18 protein-coding genes and 1 pseudogene are annotated in these 17557 nt (G+C 28.6%); 16 read left to right on the top strand and 3 right to left on the bottom strand.

From position 1 onward, the window contains the following. Positions 1-2: 2 nt before the first annotated feature. From RT575_RS04290 to RT575_RS04265, 6 genes are read left to right on the top strand one after another with little or no spacing between them, the layout of a single operon-like run. Positions 3-740: a dienelactone hydrolase family protein gene (locus RT575_RS04290; protein ID WP_313579063.1), complete on the top strand. Its 738-nt coding sequence runs from the start codon at positions 3-5 to the stop codon at positions 738-740. 5 nt (positions 741-745) lie between these two features. Next, positions 746-1750 carry an alpha/beta hydrolase gene (locus tag RT575_RS04285; protein WP_313579061.1) on the top strand — a complete coding sequence of 335 codons (1005 nt, stop codon included), beginning with the start codon at positions 746-748 and terminating at the stop codon, positions 1748-1750. 3 nt (positions 1751-1753) lie between these two features. After that, a complete protein-coding gene (locus RT575_RS04280; protein ID WP_313385502.1) occupies positions 1754-2146 on the top strand; it encodes a hypothetical protein in 393 nt (130 codons plus the stop codon). 11 nt (positions 2147-2157) lie between these two features. Next, positions 2158-3555 carry a DHA2 family efflux MFS transporter permease subunit gene (locus RT575_RS04275; protein WP_313579059.1) on the top strand — a complete coding sequence of 466 codons (1398 nt, stop codon included), beginning with the start codon at positions 2158-2160 and terminating at the stop codon, positions 3553-3555. A gap of 14 nt (positions 3556-3569) precedes the next feature. Beyond that, on the top strand, positions 3570-4364 hold the full coding sequence (locus tag RT575_RS04270) for an SDR family oxidoreductase (protein WP_313579057.1): 795 nt from the start codon (positions 3570-3572) through the stop codon (positions 4362-4364). 28 nt (positions 4365-4392) lie between these two features. Continuing rightward, complete coding sequence (locus tag RT575_RS04265; protein WP_313579055.1) at positions 4393-5337, top strand: aldo/keto reductase; 945 nt, start codon at positions 4393-4395, stop codon at positions 5335-5337. A gap of 264 nt (positions 5338-5601) precedes the next feature. Here RT575_RS04265 and RT575_RS04260 read toward each other — a convergent pair whose 3' ends face one another. Then, positions 5602-6258, bottom strand: a complete 657-nt coding sequence (locus tag RT575_RS04260; protein ID WP_313579053.1) for an epoxyqueuosine reductase QueH — start codon at positions 6256-6258, stop codon at positions 5602-5604. A 198-nt stretch (positions 6259-6456) separates the two neighbouring features. On the opposite strand from RT575_RS04260, the gene RT575_RS04255 reads away from it, so the two are divergent. Further along, positions 6457-7491 (top strand): succinylglutamate desuccinylase/aspartoacylase family protein, encoded by a 1035-nt coding sequence (locus RT575_RS04255; protein ID WP_313579051.1) that lies wholly within the window; start codon positions 6457-6459, stop codon positions 7489-7491. Between the two features lie 50 nt (positions 7492-7541). Further along, positions 7542-8306 (top strand): NYN domain-containing protein, encoded by a 765-nt coding sequence (locus tag RT575_RS04250; protein ID WP_313579049.1) that lies wholly within the window; start codon positions 7542-7544, stop codon positions 8304-8306. A 9-nt stretch (positions 8307-8315) separates the two neighbouring features. On the opposite strand, the gene RT575_RS04245 is transcribed toward RT575_RS04250, so the two are convergent. Further along, a complete protein-coding gene (locus tag RT575_RS04245; RefSeq protein ID WP_313579047.1) occupies positions 8316-9107 on the bottom strand; it encodes a hypothetical protein in 792 nt (263 codons plus the stop codon). A gap of 222 nt (positions 9108-9329) precedes the next feature. On the opposite strand from RT575_RS04245, the gene RT575_RS04240 reads away from it, so the two are divergent. From RT575_RS04240 to RT575_RS04210, 7 genes and pseudogenes are all read left to right on the top strand, one after another. Further along, on the top strand, positions 9330-9752 hold the full coding sequence (locus tag RT575_RS04240; RefSeq protein ID WP_313385488.1) for an organic hydroperoxide resistance protein: 423 nt from the start codon (positions 9330-9332) through the stop codon (positions 9750-9752). A 5-nt stretch (positions 9753-9757) separates the two neighbouring features. Beyond that, positions 9758-10126, top strand: a complete 369-nt coding sequence (locus RT575_RS04235; RefSeq protein ID WP_313579045.1) for a DUF1304 domain-containing protein — start codon at positions 9758-9760, stop codon at positions 10124-10126. A 362-nt stretch (positions 10127-10488) separates the two neighbouring features. Then, positions 10489-11124, top strand: a complete 636-nt coding sequence (locus RT575_RS04230; protein ID WP_313579043.1) for a nitroreductase family protein — start codon at positions 10489-10491, stop codon at positions 11122-11124. 7 nt (positions 11125-11131) lie between these two features. Next, the gene (locus tag RT575_RS04225) at positions 11132-11812 is read left to right on the top strand and encodes a type 1 glutamine amidotransferase domain-containing protein (protein ID WP_313579041.1); all 681 of its coding nucleotides are present in this window, start codon (positions 11132-11134) and stop codon (positions 11810-11812) included. A 636-nt stretch (positions 11813-12448) separates the two neighbouring features. Continuing rightward, the gene (locus RT575_RS04220; protein ID WP_313579039.1) at positions 12449-12820 is read left to right on the top strand and encodes a MarR family transcriptional regulator; all 372 of its coding nucleotides are present in this window, start codon (positions 12449-12451) and stop codon (positions 12818-12820) included. 12 nt (positions 12821-12832) lie between these two features. Beyond that, complete coding sequence (gene mdlD, locus RT575_RS04215; RefSeq protein WP_313579037.1) at positions 12833-14152, top strand: NAD(P)-dependent benzaldehyde dehydrogenase MdlD; 1320 nt, start codon at positions 12833-12835, stop codon at positions 14150-14152. 238 nt (positions 14153-14390) lie between these two features. Continuing rightward, a pseudogene (locus RT575_RS04210) lies at positions 14391-15268 on the top strand (bestrophin family protein). 5 nt (positions 15269-15273) lie between these two features. Here the strand turns inward: RT575_RS04210 and RT575_RS04205 are convergent. After that, complete coding sequence (locus RT575_RS04205; RefSeq protein WP_313579036.1) at positions 15274-16341, bottom strand: nitronate monooxygenase; 1068 nt, start codon at positions 16339-16341, stop codon at positions 15274-15276. 140 nt (positions 16342-16481) lie between these two features. Here RT575_RS04205 and RT575_RS04200 point away from each other — a divergent pair, with 140 nt between their 5' ends. Then, complete coding sequence (locus RT575_RS04200) at positions 16482-17552, top strand: hypothetical protein (protein WP_313579035.1); 1071 nt, start codon at positions 16482-16484, stop codon at positions 17550-17552. The last annotated feature ends 5 nt before the right edge of the window (positions 17553-17557 follow it).

Raw genomic sequence — 17557 nt, 5'->3', positions numbered from 1 at the left:
TCATGAAAAAAATACTAGCAATTTGCTTATTTATAACTACAATTATGCAAGCACAAGAATTAAAAACAGTTACATATAAAGATGGTAACCAAAAACTAAACGGTTTAGTTACTTCTAATTCTGAAAAAAATTTACCAGCTGTATTAATTTTACCAGCATGGAAAGGAATTGATAATGAAGCAAAACAAGCTGCATTAGACTTACAAAAAAATGGATATAAAGCCTTTATTGCTGATATTTACGGAGAAGGAAATATTCCAAAAGATAATACTGAGGCTGCTAAAATAGCAACACAATACAAAAAAGATTATAAAGCTTATCAACATCGTATTAAGCTAGCACTAGAACAATTAAAAAAACAAGGTATCAATATTAATAAAATAGCTATTATTGGATACTGTTTTGGGGGTACAGGTGCTTTAGAGTCTGCTAGAGCTGATTTACCAGTTGTGGGAGTTGTTTCTATTCATGGAGGTTTATTTAAAGATCCCACAAGAACTAACAGTCCTATCAAAACTAAAATTTTAGTTGAAAATCCAGCAGATGATAAAAGTGTAACGAAAGAAGATTATGATAATCTTATTAAAGAAATGAATGACAGAAAAGCTGATTGGCAAATTATAACTTACGCTAATTCTGGACATACATTCACAAATCCTGAATCTCCTGAATACAATAAAATAATGGCAGATAGAGCCTGGAAACATACTCTTTTATTTTTAGAGGAAATATTAAAATAACACCAATGAAAAAAATTATAAAAATAACAGCTTTTGCTCTACTAAGTATTTTTACAACAACAAAAGCACAAACAAATAGACCAGTTTTAGATATCATGTTGACGAATTATGAATATCCTTACGATGTTCATTATTTAAATTTAAAAAGTCAAAATGATGATCTAAAAATGGCTTATATGGATATTCATCCAGAAAAACCAAATGGTAAAACTATAGCTTTATTACATGGTAAAAATTTCAATGGAGCTTATTGGAAAACAACAATTGAAGCATTAACAAAGGAAGGTTATCGTGTTATTGTTCCCGATCAAATAGGATTTGGAAAATCATCTAAACCAACAGATTATCAATTTACTTTTCAACAGCTTGCGCAAAACACAAAAGCTATTTTAGATGAACTAAAAATAAATAAGATTTATTTATTAGGTCATTCTATGGGAGGAATGATTGCTACTCGATTTACACTAATGTATCCTGATACAGTAGAAAAATTAATCTTAGAAAACCCTCTAGGATTAGAAGATTGGAAATTAGTTGCTCCATATACATCAATTGAAAAAAATTATCAAAACGAATTAAAAGCAGATTACGAAACAACACGTAAATACCAAGCTGGATTCTATTATGACAATAAATGGAAACCTGAATATGATGAATGGGTTTACCTTTTAACTGGTTGGACAAAATCTCCAGATTACCCAAAAGTAGCATTAGTTAATGCTAAAACATCTGATATGATATTTACTCAACCTATTATTTATGAATTTGATAAATTAAATGTTCCAACATTGTTAATTATTGGTACTAGAGATCGTACTGCAATAGGAAAAGTAAATGTAAAAGATCCTGTTGTAGCAGAAAAAATGGGACATTATGAATTGTTAGGTAAAGCTACACAAAAGAAAATAAAAGGTTCTGAGTTAGTTGAAATAGAAAACACAGGACATCTACCACATATAGAGGTTTTTGAAAAATTTATTACTCCATTAAAAACTTTTTTAAAAAAATAAAATATGAGTAGATTATTTGCACTTATATATCTATTAACTATAACATTTTGTTCAGCACAGAATAAAAATAACACTTCTAATAATGATAGTATTATGATGACAGTTGTTTTACGTCATCAACAAACAAATCCTGTAGAAGCTATTCAAGAGAAAGTAATGAAACAAAAATTCTACGAAAAACTAACAAGCAGTCATGCTAAAATACTAAGTTGGAATGTTGTAATGGGAATAGGACAAATTCTTACATTAAAATTTAGTGCTCAATATTTAAGAGAAGTAAATAATGTCTTTGAAAAAGGTGCTTGGGGAGGATTCAATACAGAATTTTATCCTACTTACGATTTTTTACCTGTCTACCCTCAAATGCTACAAAAAGAAAAAGATTTAAATAAATAATTAAAAATTAAATGCAAAAAAGCGCTCTCATTATTGCACTTATTGTTGGAACTACATTTTTTATGGAAAACGTAGATGGAACAGCAATCACCACTGCTATTCCACAGATGTCTCATGATTTTGGAGTTTCACCTGTTACAATGAGTATGGGAATCACAGCTTACGTTATTATGTTAGCTGTTTTTATTCCTATTAGTGGTTGGTTTGCCGAAAGATACGGAACAAGAACAATTTTTGTTACTGCAATAGCTGGTTTTGTAATTAGTTCTATTCTTTGTGGCCTATCAGAATCATTACCAACTTTTGTTGGAGCAAGAATTTTACAAGGTTTCTTTGGAGCCATGATGGTTCCTGTTGGTCAATTAGCTGTATTAGGTAATACTGAAAAAAAAGACCTTGTAACCGCTATTGCTCTTATTACTTGGCCAGGATTGGCAGGACCTATATGTGGACCATTTATTGGCGGATATTTTACAACTTACCATTCTTGGCATTGGATATTTTTTATAAATATTCCATTAGGAATTATTGCTATTTTATTAAGTTTAAAGTATGTTCCTAATAAAATTTATAATAAAAATAAACCTCTTGATTGGAAAGGTTTTCTTTTAAGCGGAATTGGATTATTACTTTTTATGATTGGATTAGAAATTATCAATGGTAATCACGGAAATATATACTTAATCATAGGAATTTTAAGTTTAGCATTTCTATCATTTGGAATATCTGTCTGGCACTCTTTTAAAACTGATTTACCATTAATTAACTATTCGGTATTTAAAATAAAAACATATAAAATAACTTCTATTTCGGGGAGCATTACAAAAGTTGTTATTAATACAGCTCCATATCTCTTACCTTTATTTTTTCAATTAGGATTTGGACTTTCTGCATTTAATGCAGGGTTATTGTATATGGCAAGTATGGTTGGTAATCTTGCAATGAAACCTGCAACAATATGGATTACACGAAAATACAATTTTAAACAAGTCCTTATTATTAATGGATTAATATTAAGTGTTTCAATTTTTATACAAGGTTATTTTGAACCAACAACACCTTATGCTTTAATCGCAGGAATTTTATTTATATCTGGACTTAGTCGATCAATGCAATTTAGTAGCTTAACTACACTAGCTTATTCTGATGTTCCAAAAGATAAAATGAGTAATGCAAATACATTGTATAATACACTACAACAATTATCTGTTGCAGTCGGAATTACTACAGGTTCTATTTTATTACATTTTTCTGCATTATACCATGGTAATCATGGAACATATCAAGTCGTTGATTTTCAATTAGCATTAAAATTATCAGCTATTATTGGAATATTTTGTTTATTCGAATTTTTCCAGTTGAATAAAAATGATGGACTTAATGTTCGTGTAAAAAAGAAAAAAATATAAAAAAACATAAAAAAATGGATTTACAATTAACAAACAAAACAGCTTTAGTAACTGGTTCTACAGAAGGAATTGGCTACGCTATAGCAAAAGGTTTACTAAAAGAAGGGACAAAAGTATATATTAACGGAAGAACACAAGAAAAAATTGATCAAAGTATTATTCAACTAAAAAAGGATGTTCCAAATGCAAATGTAGAAGGAATTGTAGCTGATTTTTCAAAAGTAAATGAAGTGAATAATTTACTAAAAAATCTTCCTGAAGTAGATATCTTAGTAAATAATGTTGGTATTTATGGAGATCAACCATTCGAAACAACAAATGATGATACTTGGTTTCATGATTTTGAAGTGAATGTGATGAGTGGAGTTCGTTTATCAAGACATTATGCTCCTAAAATGAAAGAAAATAATTGGGGAAGAATTATTTTCTTATCTAGCGAATCTGCAATTAATATTCCAGATGATATGATTTTGTATGGTGTTACAAAAACTGCTTATCTTGGATTAAGCAGAGGTTTAGCAAAACATTTAAAAGGAACAAATGTAACTGTAAATGCTATTCTTCCTGGTCCAACTTGGTCTGCCTCGAATTATAAAAACATGAAAAAAATTGCAGACGAAAAAGAAATAAGTGTTGAAGAAGCTGGAGTAGAGTTTGTAAAAGAAAAAAGGCCATCTTCTATCGTAGGAAAATTTGTAGATGCTGATGAAGTTGCTAACTTAGTAGTATATACTGCAAGTCCGCTATCTTCTGCAACTACAGGTGCAGCATTACGAGTAGATGGAGGAGTTGTTGATACAGCTTTTTAAAATTAAAACAACATAAAATTAAAATACAATGGAAAAAAAAATTATAAAAAACACAGACTTAGAAATTGCCCCTATTAATTTTGGAGGAAACGTTTTTGGATGGACATTAGATGAAAAACAATCATTTGATATTTTAGATCAATTCACAGAAGCTGGATTTAACTTTATTGATACAGCAGATACATATGCTTGGTGGGTTAATGGTGTTGGAGGACAATCTGAAACTATTATTGGTAAATGGTTAAAAGAACGTAAAAATAGAGAAAACGTAGTTATAGCAACCAAAGTTGGTTCAGAAACAAAAGAACATGGTTTTGATGTAAGTAAAAAACATATTCTAAAATCTATTGATGAATCTTTACAACGCTTAGGTACAGATTATATCGACTTATATTATACTCATTTTGACGATAATGTAACTCCTATAGAAGAAACTCTTTCTGCTTATGATGAAATTGTAAAAGCAGGAAAAGTTCGTTATATTGCTGCTTCAAATGTATCTCCTGAACGTTTAATTGAATCATTTGATGTTGCTGAGAAAAATAATTTTCCTAAATATGTTGCTCTACAACCTCATTATAATTTAGTAGAACGTGAAAACTTTGAAAATAAATATGCTTCTCTAGTTGAAAAATATGATTTAAGTGTTTTCCCGTATTGGTCTTTAGCAGCTGGTTTCCTTACAGGAAAATATAAAACTGAAGCTGATTTTGATAAAACTCCTAGAGGTGCAGGAATTAAAAAATATTTTGATCAAAAAGGTAAAAATGTTTTAACTGTTTTAGAAACAATTGCAGATAAACACAACTCTGCACCTGCTACAGTTTCATTAGCATGGTTATTAGCAAATCCTTTAATCACTGCTCCTATTGTAAGTGCAACAAGTCAAAATCAATTAAAAACTTTATTTGATGCTCCACAACTTAAATTAGATCAAGAAGATTTAAATTTATTAAACGAAGCTAGTAAATAAATCAAAAAGCTATCTCAATATTGAGATAGCTTTTTTGTATTTTTTTTTAATAATTTCTACTAATTGATTTTTAATATATAATTGTTAGTTTTTTATTTGCAATAGTGATTGAAGTGACATCCTTTTTTGATTTTGTTATTAAACGTAGTCGAAATATAATAATCAAGTCGAAATAACAAATTGAAAAAGACATAGAGAAAAAGCACGGTGCGAAGCAATTGTCCAAAAAATAGATATAAAGTTTAAACAACTTTTCTATTAAAATTACTTATCATCTTTACTATAATATTTTTCTCCAAGCTTTATTTTTTCGCGACCATTTGCCATTCTCCATTTATTGGTATCTCTCAAAGAATAAGCACAACCACAATATTCCTGCATATAAAATTCCTCTTCTTTACTAATATCTAACATTCTTGCAGAACCTCCTTTCTTTCTCCAATTGTGTGTCCAATATTCAATTCCTTCATATGGTTCAGCGGCTCGAATTCCACTATCATTAATTTGTTGCATATTTTTCCATCGAGAAATTCCTAAAGAACTACAAATAGTATCAAATCCATTTTCATAAGCATACAATGCTGTTCTTTCGAAACGCATATCAAAACACATTGTGCAACGTATTCCTTTTTCGGGCTCCATTTCCATTCCTTTTGCTCTTGCAAACCAATTATCTTCATCATAATCGGCGTCAATAAATGGAATATTATGCTTTTCTGCAAACCGAATATTTTCTTCTTTTCTTAAATCATACTCCTTTTTCGGATGAATATTTGGATTATAAAAAAAGATAGAAAAATCAATCCCTGATGCAATAATAGCTTCCATAACTTCTCCAGAACATGGTGCGCAGCAAGAATGTAATAATAAATTTTTCCCTTGGTTTGGTAGTAAAAGTTTTTCTCTTATAACATTATTCATTAAAACAAATTTATCTAAATTATGATTATTTTTCAATTATTCTTTATAAATTAAGCTTTATCAAAACCTTTATTTATTATTAAATAAATTCAAAATATAATATAAATAAGTCTTATTGAAATAAATAATAATAAACAAGATTTGTCTTAAATCTCTTATTATCTTGCAAAAAAATACAAACTTTTAATTTTACACACAATGAGATTTTTTTTTACTGGACTAATAATGTTATTTGCTTCACAAGTTATGATTGCTCAGAATCTAGATTTATCAATTGATCAATTAAATCCTGGAATTAGCGACTACACAATTCAGCTTTCTGATAAAAATGAAAAATCTACTCTCCCTATACGTGTTATAAAAGGACAAAATAAAGGTCCTGTATTTACAATTGTTGCTGGAGTACATGGCTATGAATATCCGCCTATTATTGCTGTACAGCAATTAATGAACGAAATTGATTACAAAAAATTAAGAGGAACTTTGGTTATTTTACCTATTGCAAATACAGCGGCTTTTAGTGGACGTTCTGTTTTCTATAATCCTATTGATGGAAAAAATCTAAATACCACTTTTCCTGGTAAACAAAATGGAACTATTACTGAACAGATTGCTTATCAAATTACTAACAAAATAATTCCAATTTCTGATGTTTTTTTAGATATACATGCTGGTGATGCAAGCGAAGATTTAATATCATTTATTTGTTTTTATAATGCAGAAAATTTCCCAAAACAAACCGCAGAAGCTAAAAGGTTAAGTGAACTTGGTGGCTTTGAAAATGTAGTTTCTTATCCTTATACGTTAAAACAAAGTGAACCTGCACTTTATGCATTTAAACAAGCTGTACAAGATGGAAAAGTTGCACTAAGTATAGAAAGTGGAAAATTAGGTAACGTACAAGATGAAGCTGTAAAGGAAATCAAAAATTCTGTTTATTTAATGCTAAACAATCTTGCCATTTATAAGAAAGAAAAGCTTGTTCAGCCTTCTATAATAAATAATTTCACAAAACAATCTTATATAAAAACTGATGTAAAAGGATTTTTTTATAGCGATTTAAAAGCTGGAGATAAAGTAATAGAAGGTCAAACTATTGGTTATGTTACAGATTTTTTTGGAAACAAAATAAGAGATATAAAATCCAATTCTTCTGGAATTATTTTATATAAAATTGGTACTCCTCCCGTAAATCCAAATGAAACTATTTTTTGTATTGCTTCAAACAATTAAAGTATACTTTATAAGTAATTGTTTATATTTAAATAATAAAAACAACTTAAATGAGTGACAAGAAATTTAATATTGCTATTTTAATTGATGGAGATAATGCTCAAGCTAAACTCTTAAAACAAACGATAGAAGAAGTTTCTAAATATGGAAAAGCAACTATTCGAAGAATTTATGGAGATTGGACTTCCAATGTGATGAATTCTTGGAAAGATTTAATCAATCAATATTCCATTAACCCTATTCAGAAATTTTCTTACACAACTGGAAAAAATTCTACAGATGGTGCTTTAATAATTGATGCTATGGATATTTTACATAGTAAAAGTGTTGAAGGATTTTGTATAGTTTCTAGTGATAGTGATTACACGGGTTTAGCTAAAAGAATAAGAGAAGAAGGTTTATTTGTAATGGGTATTGGAGAAAAGAAAACACCTGAAGCTTTTGTAAAATCTTGTGATATTTTCACTTTTACCGAGAATATTTCTCCTAAACCAAAGAAAGTTGAAAAAGCAACTAGAAAACCAGAAAGACAAGAAAAAAATAACACTCCAAAGAAAACAACTAAAAAAATAGCTCATTTTTTAAGTGATGACGATTATGAAACTATATCTAAAGCATTTGAAATTTCTATGAATGATAATGATGTTGCCTATGTTTCTAATGTTGGTGCAAACATTCGTAAAATTGATCCTAGTTTTGATACTCGAAGTTATGGTTTTTACTCCCTAACAAAATTATTTGACAACTTAGATGAATTTGAAATTATCAAAAATGAAGTTGGAGATTTAAATCATCCACTAATTAAAAGGGTTTAATAACATTTATTAAAAAAAAGGATTCTTTATAATAACATCAAAAGCAATATAATTTGCAGAATGTGGATGTATCGTTCCTAATAAATCATTTTTATAGCCTAAATCTAATTGAATAGGTATCGTAGATGGTGAATATGAATAGTACAACATAAATCGACTTTCGTTGTATGAATACTTTGACCAATCTTCATTTTTATGATCATGATCAAACGTAAACAATTGTTCTGAACTACCTATAATTCTATGTTCATTTTGTTTATCTAAATTAAAAATAAATTGTAAACGAAAACGTGTTCTAAATTCTAAATCTTCAGTAGGTAAATCAAAATCTGAAGTATAGAATCTTCTAACTTCTTGTCTAAAAGTTGGGACAATAGTCAGATAATTTAATTTAAAAGGATAATTTACTGATCCATACGTTCTAAACTCTTGTTTTACAGATTGATTTATATTATCATCAGTATAGGAATACTTTGTTTTATGTTTATAAATAAAAGAAAGTGCATACCTCCAGTTATTCACTTTCATTTTATGAGTTATTGCTTCATTTAATACCCATGAATCCTTTCGATCAAGGGGATTATAGTTTCTTATACTTTTATTTGCCCATCCGACATACGTCATAGACTCCCATGTTTTTGCTGAATTTAATTTTTGCTGAATACCTAAAGCACTCCATTCAGCTATTTGGGCATCTCCTACTCCTGTTGGAGAAATTTGCGCATTCGTATTTCTATCAATAACTAAAAATAGAATTAATAACGTTAATTTAAAAAATATATTTGTTTTATAATCAATCATTTAATATCTTTAATGATATATAATATTTATTTTAATTTAAAATTATATGGTTTGATATTCTGACAAATATCATTATAATATGATCAAATCACTATTATAAAACCATTAAAGTCTTAACAATTAACAAAAAATTAAAATAATTTTCACAATTATATTTTGCACAATATAATTTTACAAAATATATTTGCAGTGTAAAATTTAGTAACCTTAAAATAAAAAAATATGAAAACATTGTATAGCATAGGAGCTACAGCAAAAGGTGGAAGAAATGGTGTTGTAAAAAGCGAAAATGGAGTTCTTGACTTAGAAGTAAGAATGCCAAAAGGATTAGGAGGAGCAAATGATGATTATGCAAATCCAGAAATGCTTTTTGCAGCAGGTTATGCAGCTTGTTTCGATAGTGCACTAAACCTTATTATCCGTCAAGAGAAAATAAAAACTGGAGAAACTACAGTTACAACAAATATAAGCATTGGTCAATTAGAAAACGGAGGTTTTGGATTAGCAGCAACAATACATGCAAATATCCCTGATGTAACGTTAGAAGAAGCACAGTCTTTAATTGAAAAAGCACATCAAGTTTGTCCTTATTCAAATGCTACAAGAGGAAATATAGAAGTTAAATTAACAGTTTCTAACGATTAATTTACATGAATAGCATAGCAATTATTTTAACAATTTTTGTTGCATTAGAACATTGTTACATTCTTTGGATGGAAATGTTTGCATGGGAAACTGCAGGAAAAAAAACATTTGGAAAATCACTTCCAAAAGAACTATTTAAACCCACAAAAGGTTTAGCCGCTAATCAAGGATTATACAATGGATTTTTAGTTGCTGGGCTTATCTGGTCTTTCTTAATAACAGATATTGATTGGAGTTTTAATATTCGTATGTTTTTCCTAGGATGTGTTGTTGTTGCTGGTATTTTTGGAGCATTAACTGCTAGTAAAAAAATATTTTTTTTACAAGGCATTCCAGCTCTACTTGCTATGCTATTTGTGTTTTTAGCTAAATAATTAAGACGTTGTGAATTTTAAAATAACTTTATGTCATTCAGAGTTTTTTGCAGAATAAACGTTTCGACAAGCTCAACATAATAGCGTTGAATTGACAGAAAACAAATCTGTCATTTTGAGTGAAATTCGATGAGAATTTTGTATCGAAAAATAGGTAAAGATTTGTAATACTAATAGAATGCAGTTCTATTTTCTATCTTATTTCTCGATACATTTTTCTAAGAAAAATACTCGAATTGACAGAAAAGAACTGTATGTCATTCTGAGCCTGACGAAGAATAAACATTTCGAAAATTCAAAATAACATCAGAAAGTTTAATAGAGTTATCTAAAATAGACAACAAATAAAAAAAATAAAAAACGTGTCATTAATAGAAGATTTAAATTGGAGACATGCTGTAAAAGCATATGACCCTACACAAAAAGTAAGTCAAGAAAATATAGATAAAATTATAGAAGCTGCGAGATTAGCTCCTACTTCTTCTGGTTTACAACCTTTTAAAGTTCTTGTTGTTGAAAATCAAGAATTAAAAAATGAATTATCAAAAGGAGCTTTGAATCCTGAATGTATGAGAGATGCTTCTCATATTATCATTTTTGCAGCTTGGGATAACTACACAGCAGAAAGAATAGATAAAGTTTATGATTTTACAACTGATGAAAGAGGTTTACCAAGAGGACGATTTGGAAGTTATACAGATAAATTAAAAAGTATTTATTTGAATGCTCCTCAGGAAGAGAATTTTGCTCATACTGCTCGCCAAACTTATATAGCATTAGGTCTTGCATTAGCTCAGGCAGCAGAATTAAAAGTTGATACTACTCCTGTAGAAGGTTTTGATAATTCTGTTGTAGACCGCGTATTAAAATTAGAAAACTTAGGTCTTAGAAGTGTTTCTCTAATGTATGTTGGTGTTTCGAATCCAGAATTAGACTGGATTGCTCCAATGAAAAAGGTTAGAGTACCAAAAGAAGAATTTATTGTTGAATATAAATAAAGAAAAAATGAAAATATTATTTGTTGTTACTTCTCATGATGAATTGGGAAATACAGGACATAAAACTGGTTTTTGGGTTGAAGAATTTGCTGCACCTTATTACAAATTTGTTGATGCAGGACACCAAGTTACTATTGCTACACCAAAAGGAGGACAAGCTCCCATTGACCCAAATAGTCAAACAGAAGCTGCACAAACAGAAGCTACTGAACGTTATAATAAAGATGAAAATGTACAGCAATTAATTGCTAATACAAAAGTATTAGCTAATGAAAAAGCTGAAGATTATGATGCTATTTTCTACCCTGGAGGTCATGGACCACTTTGGGATTTAGCAAACGACAAAAATTCTCAGCAATTAATTTTAGATTTCTATAACGCTGGTAAGCCAGTTGGTGCTGTTTGTCATGCTCCCGGAGTTTTCAAAAACGTAACATTTAGCAATGGTGAACCATTTGTAAAAGGTAAAAATGTTACTGGTTTTTCAAATTCTGAAGAAGATGCAGTTCAATTAACAGATGTTGTTCCATTTTTAGTAGAAACTGAATTAGAAAAATTAGGTGGACATTATACAAAAACTGCCGATTGGGGAGTACATGTTGTTGAAGATGGTTTATTGATTACTGGTCAAAATCCCGCTTCTTCTGAAGCTGTTGCAGAAAAAATGATTGCTTTACTTACAAAGTAATATCTCTATGTCATTCTGAGCTTATCGAAAAATAACGTTTCGACAAGCTCAACGTGACATCGTTAAATTGACAAAAAACAAATCTGTCATTTTGAGTGAAATTCGATGAGAATTTTGTATCGAAAAATAGGTAAAGATTTGTAATGTTAATAGAATACAGTTCTATTTTCTATCTTAATTCTAGATACGTTTTTCCAAGAAAAATACTCGAATTGACAGAAAAGAACTCAATGTCATTCTGAGCCTGTCGAAAAATAACGTTTCGGCAAGCTCAACGTGACAGAAAAATGTTTGCGTTAGGGATTGCAGTGAAAATCCTTTTTTGATTAGATGCATTTCAACTTGGTTATTGCATTTCGACTTCGCTTAATGAACAAGTCGAAATATAATGAACCAATCAAAAAAGATTGTAACGAAAAGCCCGCCCTGAAAGGAACGCCCAAAATAAAATAGATTTATTTATTCATATTTTTACAAAAAAATAGAATTAAATATAAAAAATAAGTTCAATGAATGGTGTGAGAGAAAGAATGAAGATGATGCTTTCATTGAACTTTTATTATTACAAAAATGGAAAATTATTTTAAGTTAGACCGTCAGTTATGTTTCTCTGTTTATGTTTTGCACCGAGAAATTATGCAACAATATCGCCCTATTCTGGATGAATTGGACCTTACTTATCCACAATATATTACCATGATGTCTCTTTGGGAAACAGATGACCAAACTGTGAATCAACTTGGTAAAAAATTACAATTGGATAACGGAACACTTACACCTTTACTGAAAAGATTAGAAGGAAAAGAGCTTATAGAACGCCAACGTAGTAAAGAGGATGAACGTATTGTTCGCATAAATTTGACTAAAAAAGGTGAAGACTTAAAAGAAAAAGCAAGCTGTGTTCCACTTAAAATTTTACAAGCCTTGCATCTGGATATTGAAGATATGGAACAATTAAAATTGTTATCAGATAAGGTTTTGGCAAATGTGAAAGAACAAAATCACTAAACATATATTAAAATGAAAAAAGAAATTGAACAAAGAATAAAAAAGATTTTTGACTTACAAAAGGCTTTTTTCAAAACAAATCAGACAAAAGATATTGCATTCAGAAAAGCTCAACTTACACATTTTCGAGAAGTATTCTTAAAATATACCGATGCTATTTGTGAAGCAGTAAATATAGATTTAGGAAAAAGTGAGGAAGAAACAAAATACGTAGAAATAGGAATTGTAGTAAGTGAACTGGATTATATTCTAGAGAATTTAGACGAATGGACGAAACCTACTTTTGTAGAATCTAAACCTCATCCTTCTGGAGTTGAAACGACAAGTAAAATTATTTATGAACCTTATGGTGTAAATTATATTATTGGGCCTTTTAATTATCCTGTTCAATTATCTTTTAGTCCACTAATTGGTGCTTTGATGTCTGGTAATACAGCTATTATAAAACCATCGGAAAACACACCACATGTTGCTCAAGTAATTGAAGATATTGTAAAAGAAGCATTCGACGAAAAATATGTTGCTGTGGTACAAGGAGCAATAGAAGAAAATACATTATTACTTAGTTTACCATTCGATTATATCTTTTTTACTGGAAGTCCAAACGTTGGAAAAATAGTGATGAAAGCTGCTGCAGAACAGCTTATTCCTCTTACATTAGAACTTGGAGGGAAATCACCTACAATTGTACACAAAGATGCTGATTTAGACAAAACTATACAACGCATATCTATGGGAAAATGGATAAACTGCGGGCAAACTTGTGTAGCGCCAGATTATATTTATATTCACGAAGATATTAAAGAACAATTTGTAGAAAAATTCAAAGTTTTCTTAAAAGAAACTTACGGAATTAGTTCGTTGGGTAAAATTGGAAAAATAGTAAGTCAGCAACAAATAAAAAATCTTGCTTCTTACCTAGATGCTGCTCCAGAAAAAGTAACTTATGGTGGAAAATATGATTTAGAAACTCGTCATTTCGAAGCTACTTTAATGGATAATGTAACATGGGATGACCAAATCATGCAGCAAGAAATTTTTGGTCCTATTCTACCTATTCTTACTTATACAGATATAGATGTTGTTTTAGATGAAATAAACAATCGTCCAAAACCATTGGCATTGTATGTATTTACAGAAAGTCAAGATTTTGCTGATGATGTTATTGCTCGTACAACAAGTGGAGATGCAGAAATAAATAGCACATTAATCCATGTTGGTTCTCATTATTTACCATTTGGTGGAGTAGGAACATCTGGAATGGGAAAATACCATGGTAAATTTAGTTTAGAAAACTTTAGTCACCAACGCTCTATTTTACAAGTAAAATAAAATAATTAGATAACTATAAAAGGGAAATTTACATAAGGTAACTTTCCCTTTTTTTATGTTTATTCTTTGGGCAAACCCTTCGGGCCACGCTTTCTGTTACAATCTTTGCTAATTGGTCATTAAGTAAATGTCGAAATGCATCCTATTAGCAAAGGATTTCCACGTCAATCGTTTTTGCAAAAAATTATAAAAAACGACTGAATAGTTGATTTATAAGTAAAAAAAATTATTTTTGTTTATGATCATTTATAATTCAAAAGAATGGTGGAAATCAGTTTTGTATATGCACAAAACTGATACATTTAGGAAACTTATTCCTTATATTATCGCTATTGGACTTTTTTCTTGGGGTGTTGCATATTATGAATTAGAATATATTAAACTCTCTGAAAAAAGTTGGGTGAAAAATATTATGATTGTTCATAATCTATTGGGATTTGTATTATCTATTTTACTTGTATTTAGAACTAATTCTGCGTATGACAGATGGTGGGAAGCTCGTAAACAATGGGGAGCATAACAAATACGTCTCGTAATCTTGCTATACAGTTTAATGCTTATTTACCAAAAGAGGATGTAAAAAATAGAACTTTTTTCAAAAAAACAATTCCCCTTTATTCAAGAGTTTTATCTTCCTTTTTAAAATCAGATTATACAACATTTATGCTTGATGAAATTAATGAACATAAAGACATTGATTTAAAAGCTAAACATGGTCCAAATCAGGTTGCAAATCTAATTATAAAACATGTAAATAAAATTTATAAAGAAAATACTCTCAACGATTTTCAGTTTAGTAATTTGAATAATAATTTGAATGAGCTAACAAATATTTGTGGCGCATGTGAAAGAATTAAAAATACACCTATTCCTTATTCTTACAGTTCATTCATCAAAAAATTTATTGTTATTTACGTCGCTACTCTTCCTATAGGATTCGTTTTTTCTATTGGATATTTTGTAGCTGTAGCTGTACCATTTATTTTTTATGTTTTAGCTTCTTTAGAATTAATTGCTGAATCTATAGAAGATCCTTTTGGAAATGATTCTGATAGTTTACCAATTGAAAAAATTGCTGAAAATATCAACACACATGTTAATGAAATTATAGAATAATTATTCTATAATTTCATTAATTTTATATCTTCAACAAGTTGTAATAAAATATCTGTTGTTGACTTTTCACTAAAATGAGAAATAGACTGTCCTACCCAGATATTTGTAAAATCTGCATTTTTATTTTGTTTTGCTATTTTACGAAGTGCTGCTGTTAATTTATTTTGATAAGGATAAGGTAAAATATAGTCTGAATTATCTATTGTTGATGTAAAAATATTTTTTATTCCTCTTGCATATCGACCAGAGAAACTTTTTGTTAAAATAATTTCATCTTCATTGACTTGTTTTAATCGTTCCCTTTCAAAATCATGTAAACCACTTTCTTTTGAGTTCAATAGCAAACTACCCACTTGTACTGCACTTGCTCCTAATTTTTGTACTGCTACAAATGTTTTCGCATTATAAATTCCACCAGCATAAATAATAGGAATATTAACTTGTTCAGAAATTTTAGCTAATAAAGATAATCCTCCTATCTCTGGAATATTCTCTGAAACAAAACTTCCTCTATGCCCTCCTGCTTCCCAGCCTTGTACACAGATACAATCTATTCCTGCTTTTTCTAATGTTAATGCTTCTTCTAAAGAAGTACAAGTTCCTATTAAAATAGTTCCATTACTTTTTAATTTTTGTATACTTACTTCATCTAAATTCCCAAAAGTGAAACTTAGTATTTTACAATCTTCATCTATTATTGCATCTACTTGCTCTTGGTAGCTATTTACTTTTATTTCTTCTAGTTTCGGAAGAACTACATCGAGTTGATTCACTTGTGCTAATTGTTCTATAAAAGATTTCGAAAGGTTATATTTTTCTTCTAATTCTTTTGTTATTTTTGGTAGTTGATGAACAAATATATTTACCGCAAAAGTATCATTTGTAAGTTTTTTTGTTTTTAGAATTTCTTCGATAGATTTTTCGGCATTCAAATCTCCAAGCGCTAATGAACCTAAACAGTTCGCTTTATTTGCTGCTGCAACCATTTCTGGAGTTGTAACACCAAACATTGGAGCTTGTACAATTGGATTTAATTTATTTATTAGTTGTTTGAAATTTATTGAATGTTGCATAAAACATAATTTTATTTACAATTCCCAAATTACAATTTTTAAAGAACTTAACTTTTTTATTTTATTCTGAAAAATATCATAGTATGAGATTATATTGCCTTACAATAAAGTAACTTTACAGAATAAATTTTATTAATTCGATGGATGAATACATCAATTCAGAAAATGTAGAAGTAAAATATTCTACAATTAAACTATTCATAAGAATTTTAAGTTATGCTTTTTTCTTTATTCTAGGAACTTATATTCTATTAGTTGAAATAAATTATAATGAAATAAAAGACTTTAATAAAAAATATGTTTTTTTATTCGCTTTTTCTATATACTTAATCGTTGTAGGTATAAATAAAATAATATCTAATTTAAAAAATATTAATAATAAAATTATTTTTACAAAAGATGGTATAACAGTTAATAATACTTTTTATAATTGGAGTAAAATAACTTTTCCTGTCATTATATCTAAAGAAAAATATACTAGTCAGAATGGTATAAAATATAATAGTGATTATTTAACTTTTAAACATAATAAACAAAAAATTGAGATAGAAATAGATGAATATAAAACCAATAAAAAGAAGTTGACAGCTATACTTTATTCTTTTAAAAAACAAAAAACATCAATTCATAAAAATATTTTTAATGAATTACCTACATTTAGAGAATACATAAAAAAAGATAAAAAAATAGGAAATGAAATTCTTGCTTTATGTAAAAACAACAAAGAAGAATTAAAATATTTCTGTCAATCAAAAAATTCTGATTTAGAAACAATTGAGCTTATTTATTATTTACTTTCTGAAGATTACGCAGAATGGAATGAGTTTTTAATCTCTGAATTTAAAAGAATTTTTGAGTTATCAATTGAAGAAAATGAATCTGATAAATTTTTACCTCTTTTAGAATCTATAATTCCAGATGATATTTCTTCTAATGATGAAATCATTTATTTTTTATCTAATAAACTAAAAACAAAAAATATACAAGGTCAATTACTTGTATTCGATGTAATTAATGATTGGATAGATTCTGATTCTATAAATAATTATACTGAAATTATTCAAGAAGTAAAATATTTAAGCAGGGATAATAATTGGTTAATAAGAGTAAAAGCTAATCAATTTTTGCATACACACAATTTACCATATAAAAATAATTGGTTAGATAGCTTAAAATATAAATGCTACAAAATTCATAATATTTTTAAATAAATATA

The sequence above is a fragment of the Chishuiella sp. genome (assembly GCF_032109125.1).
Lineage (GTDB): Bacteria > Bacteroidota > Bacteroidia > Flavobacteriales > Weeksellaceae > Empedobacter.
Note: the sequence above shows the minus strand (reverse complement) of the source record. Positions and strands in the feature narration are given on the sequence as shown.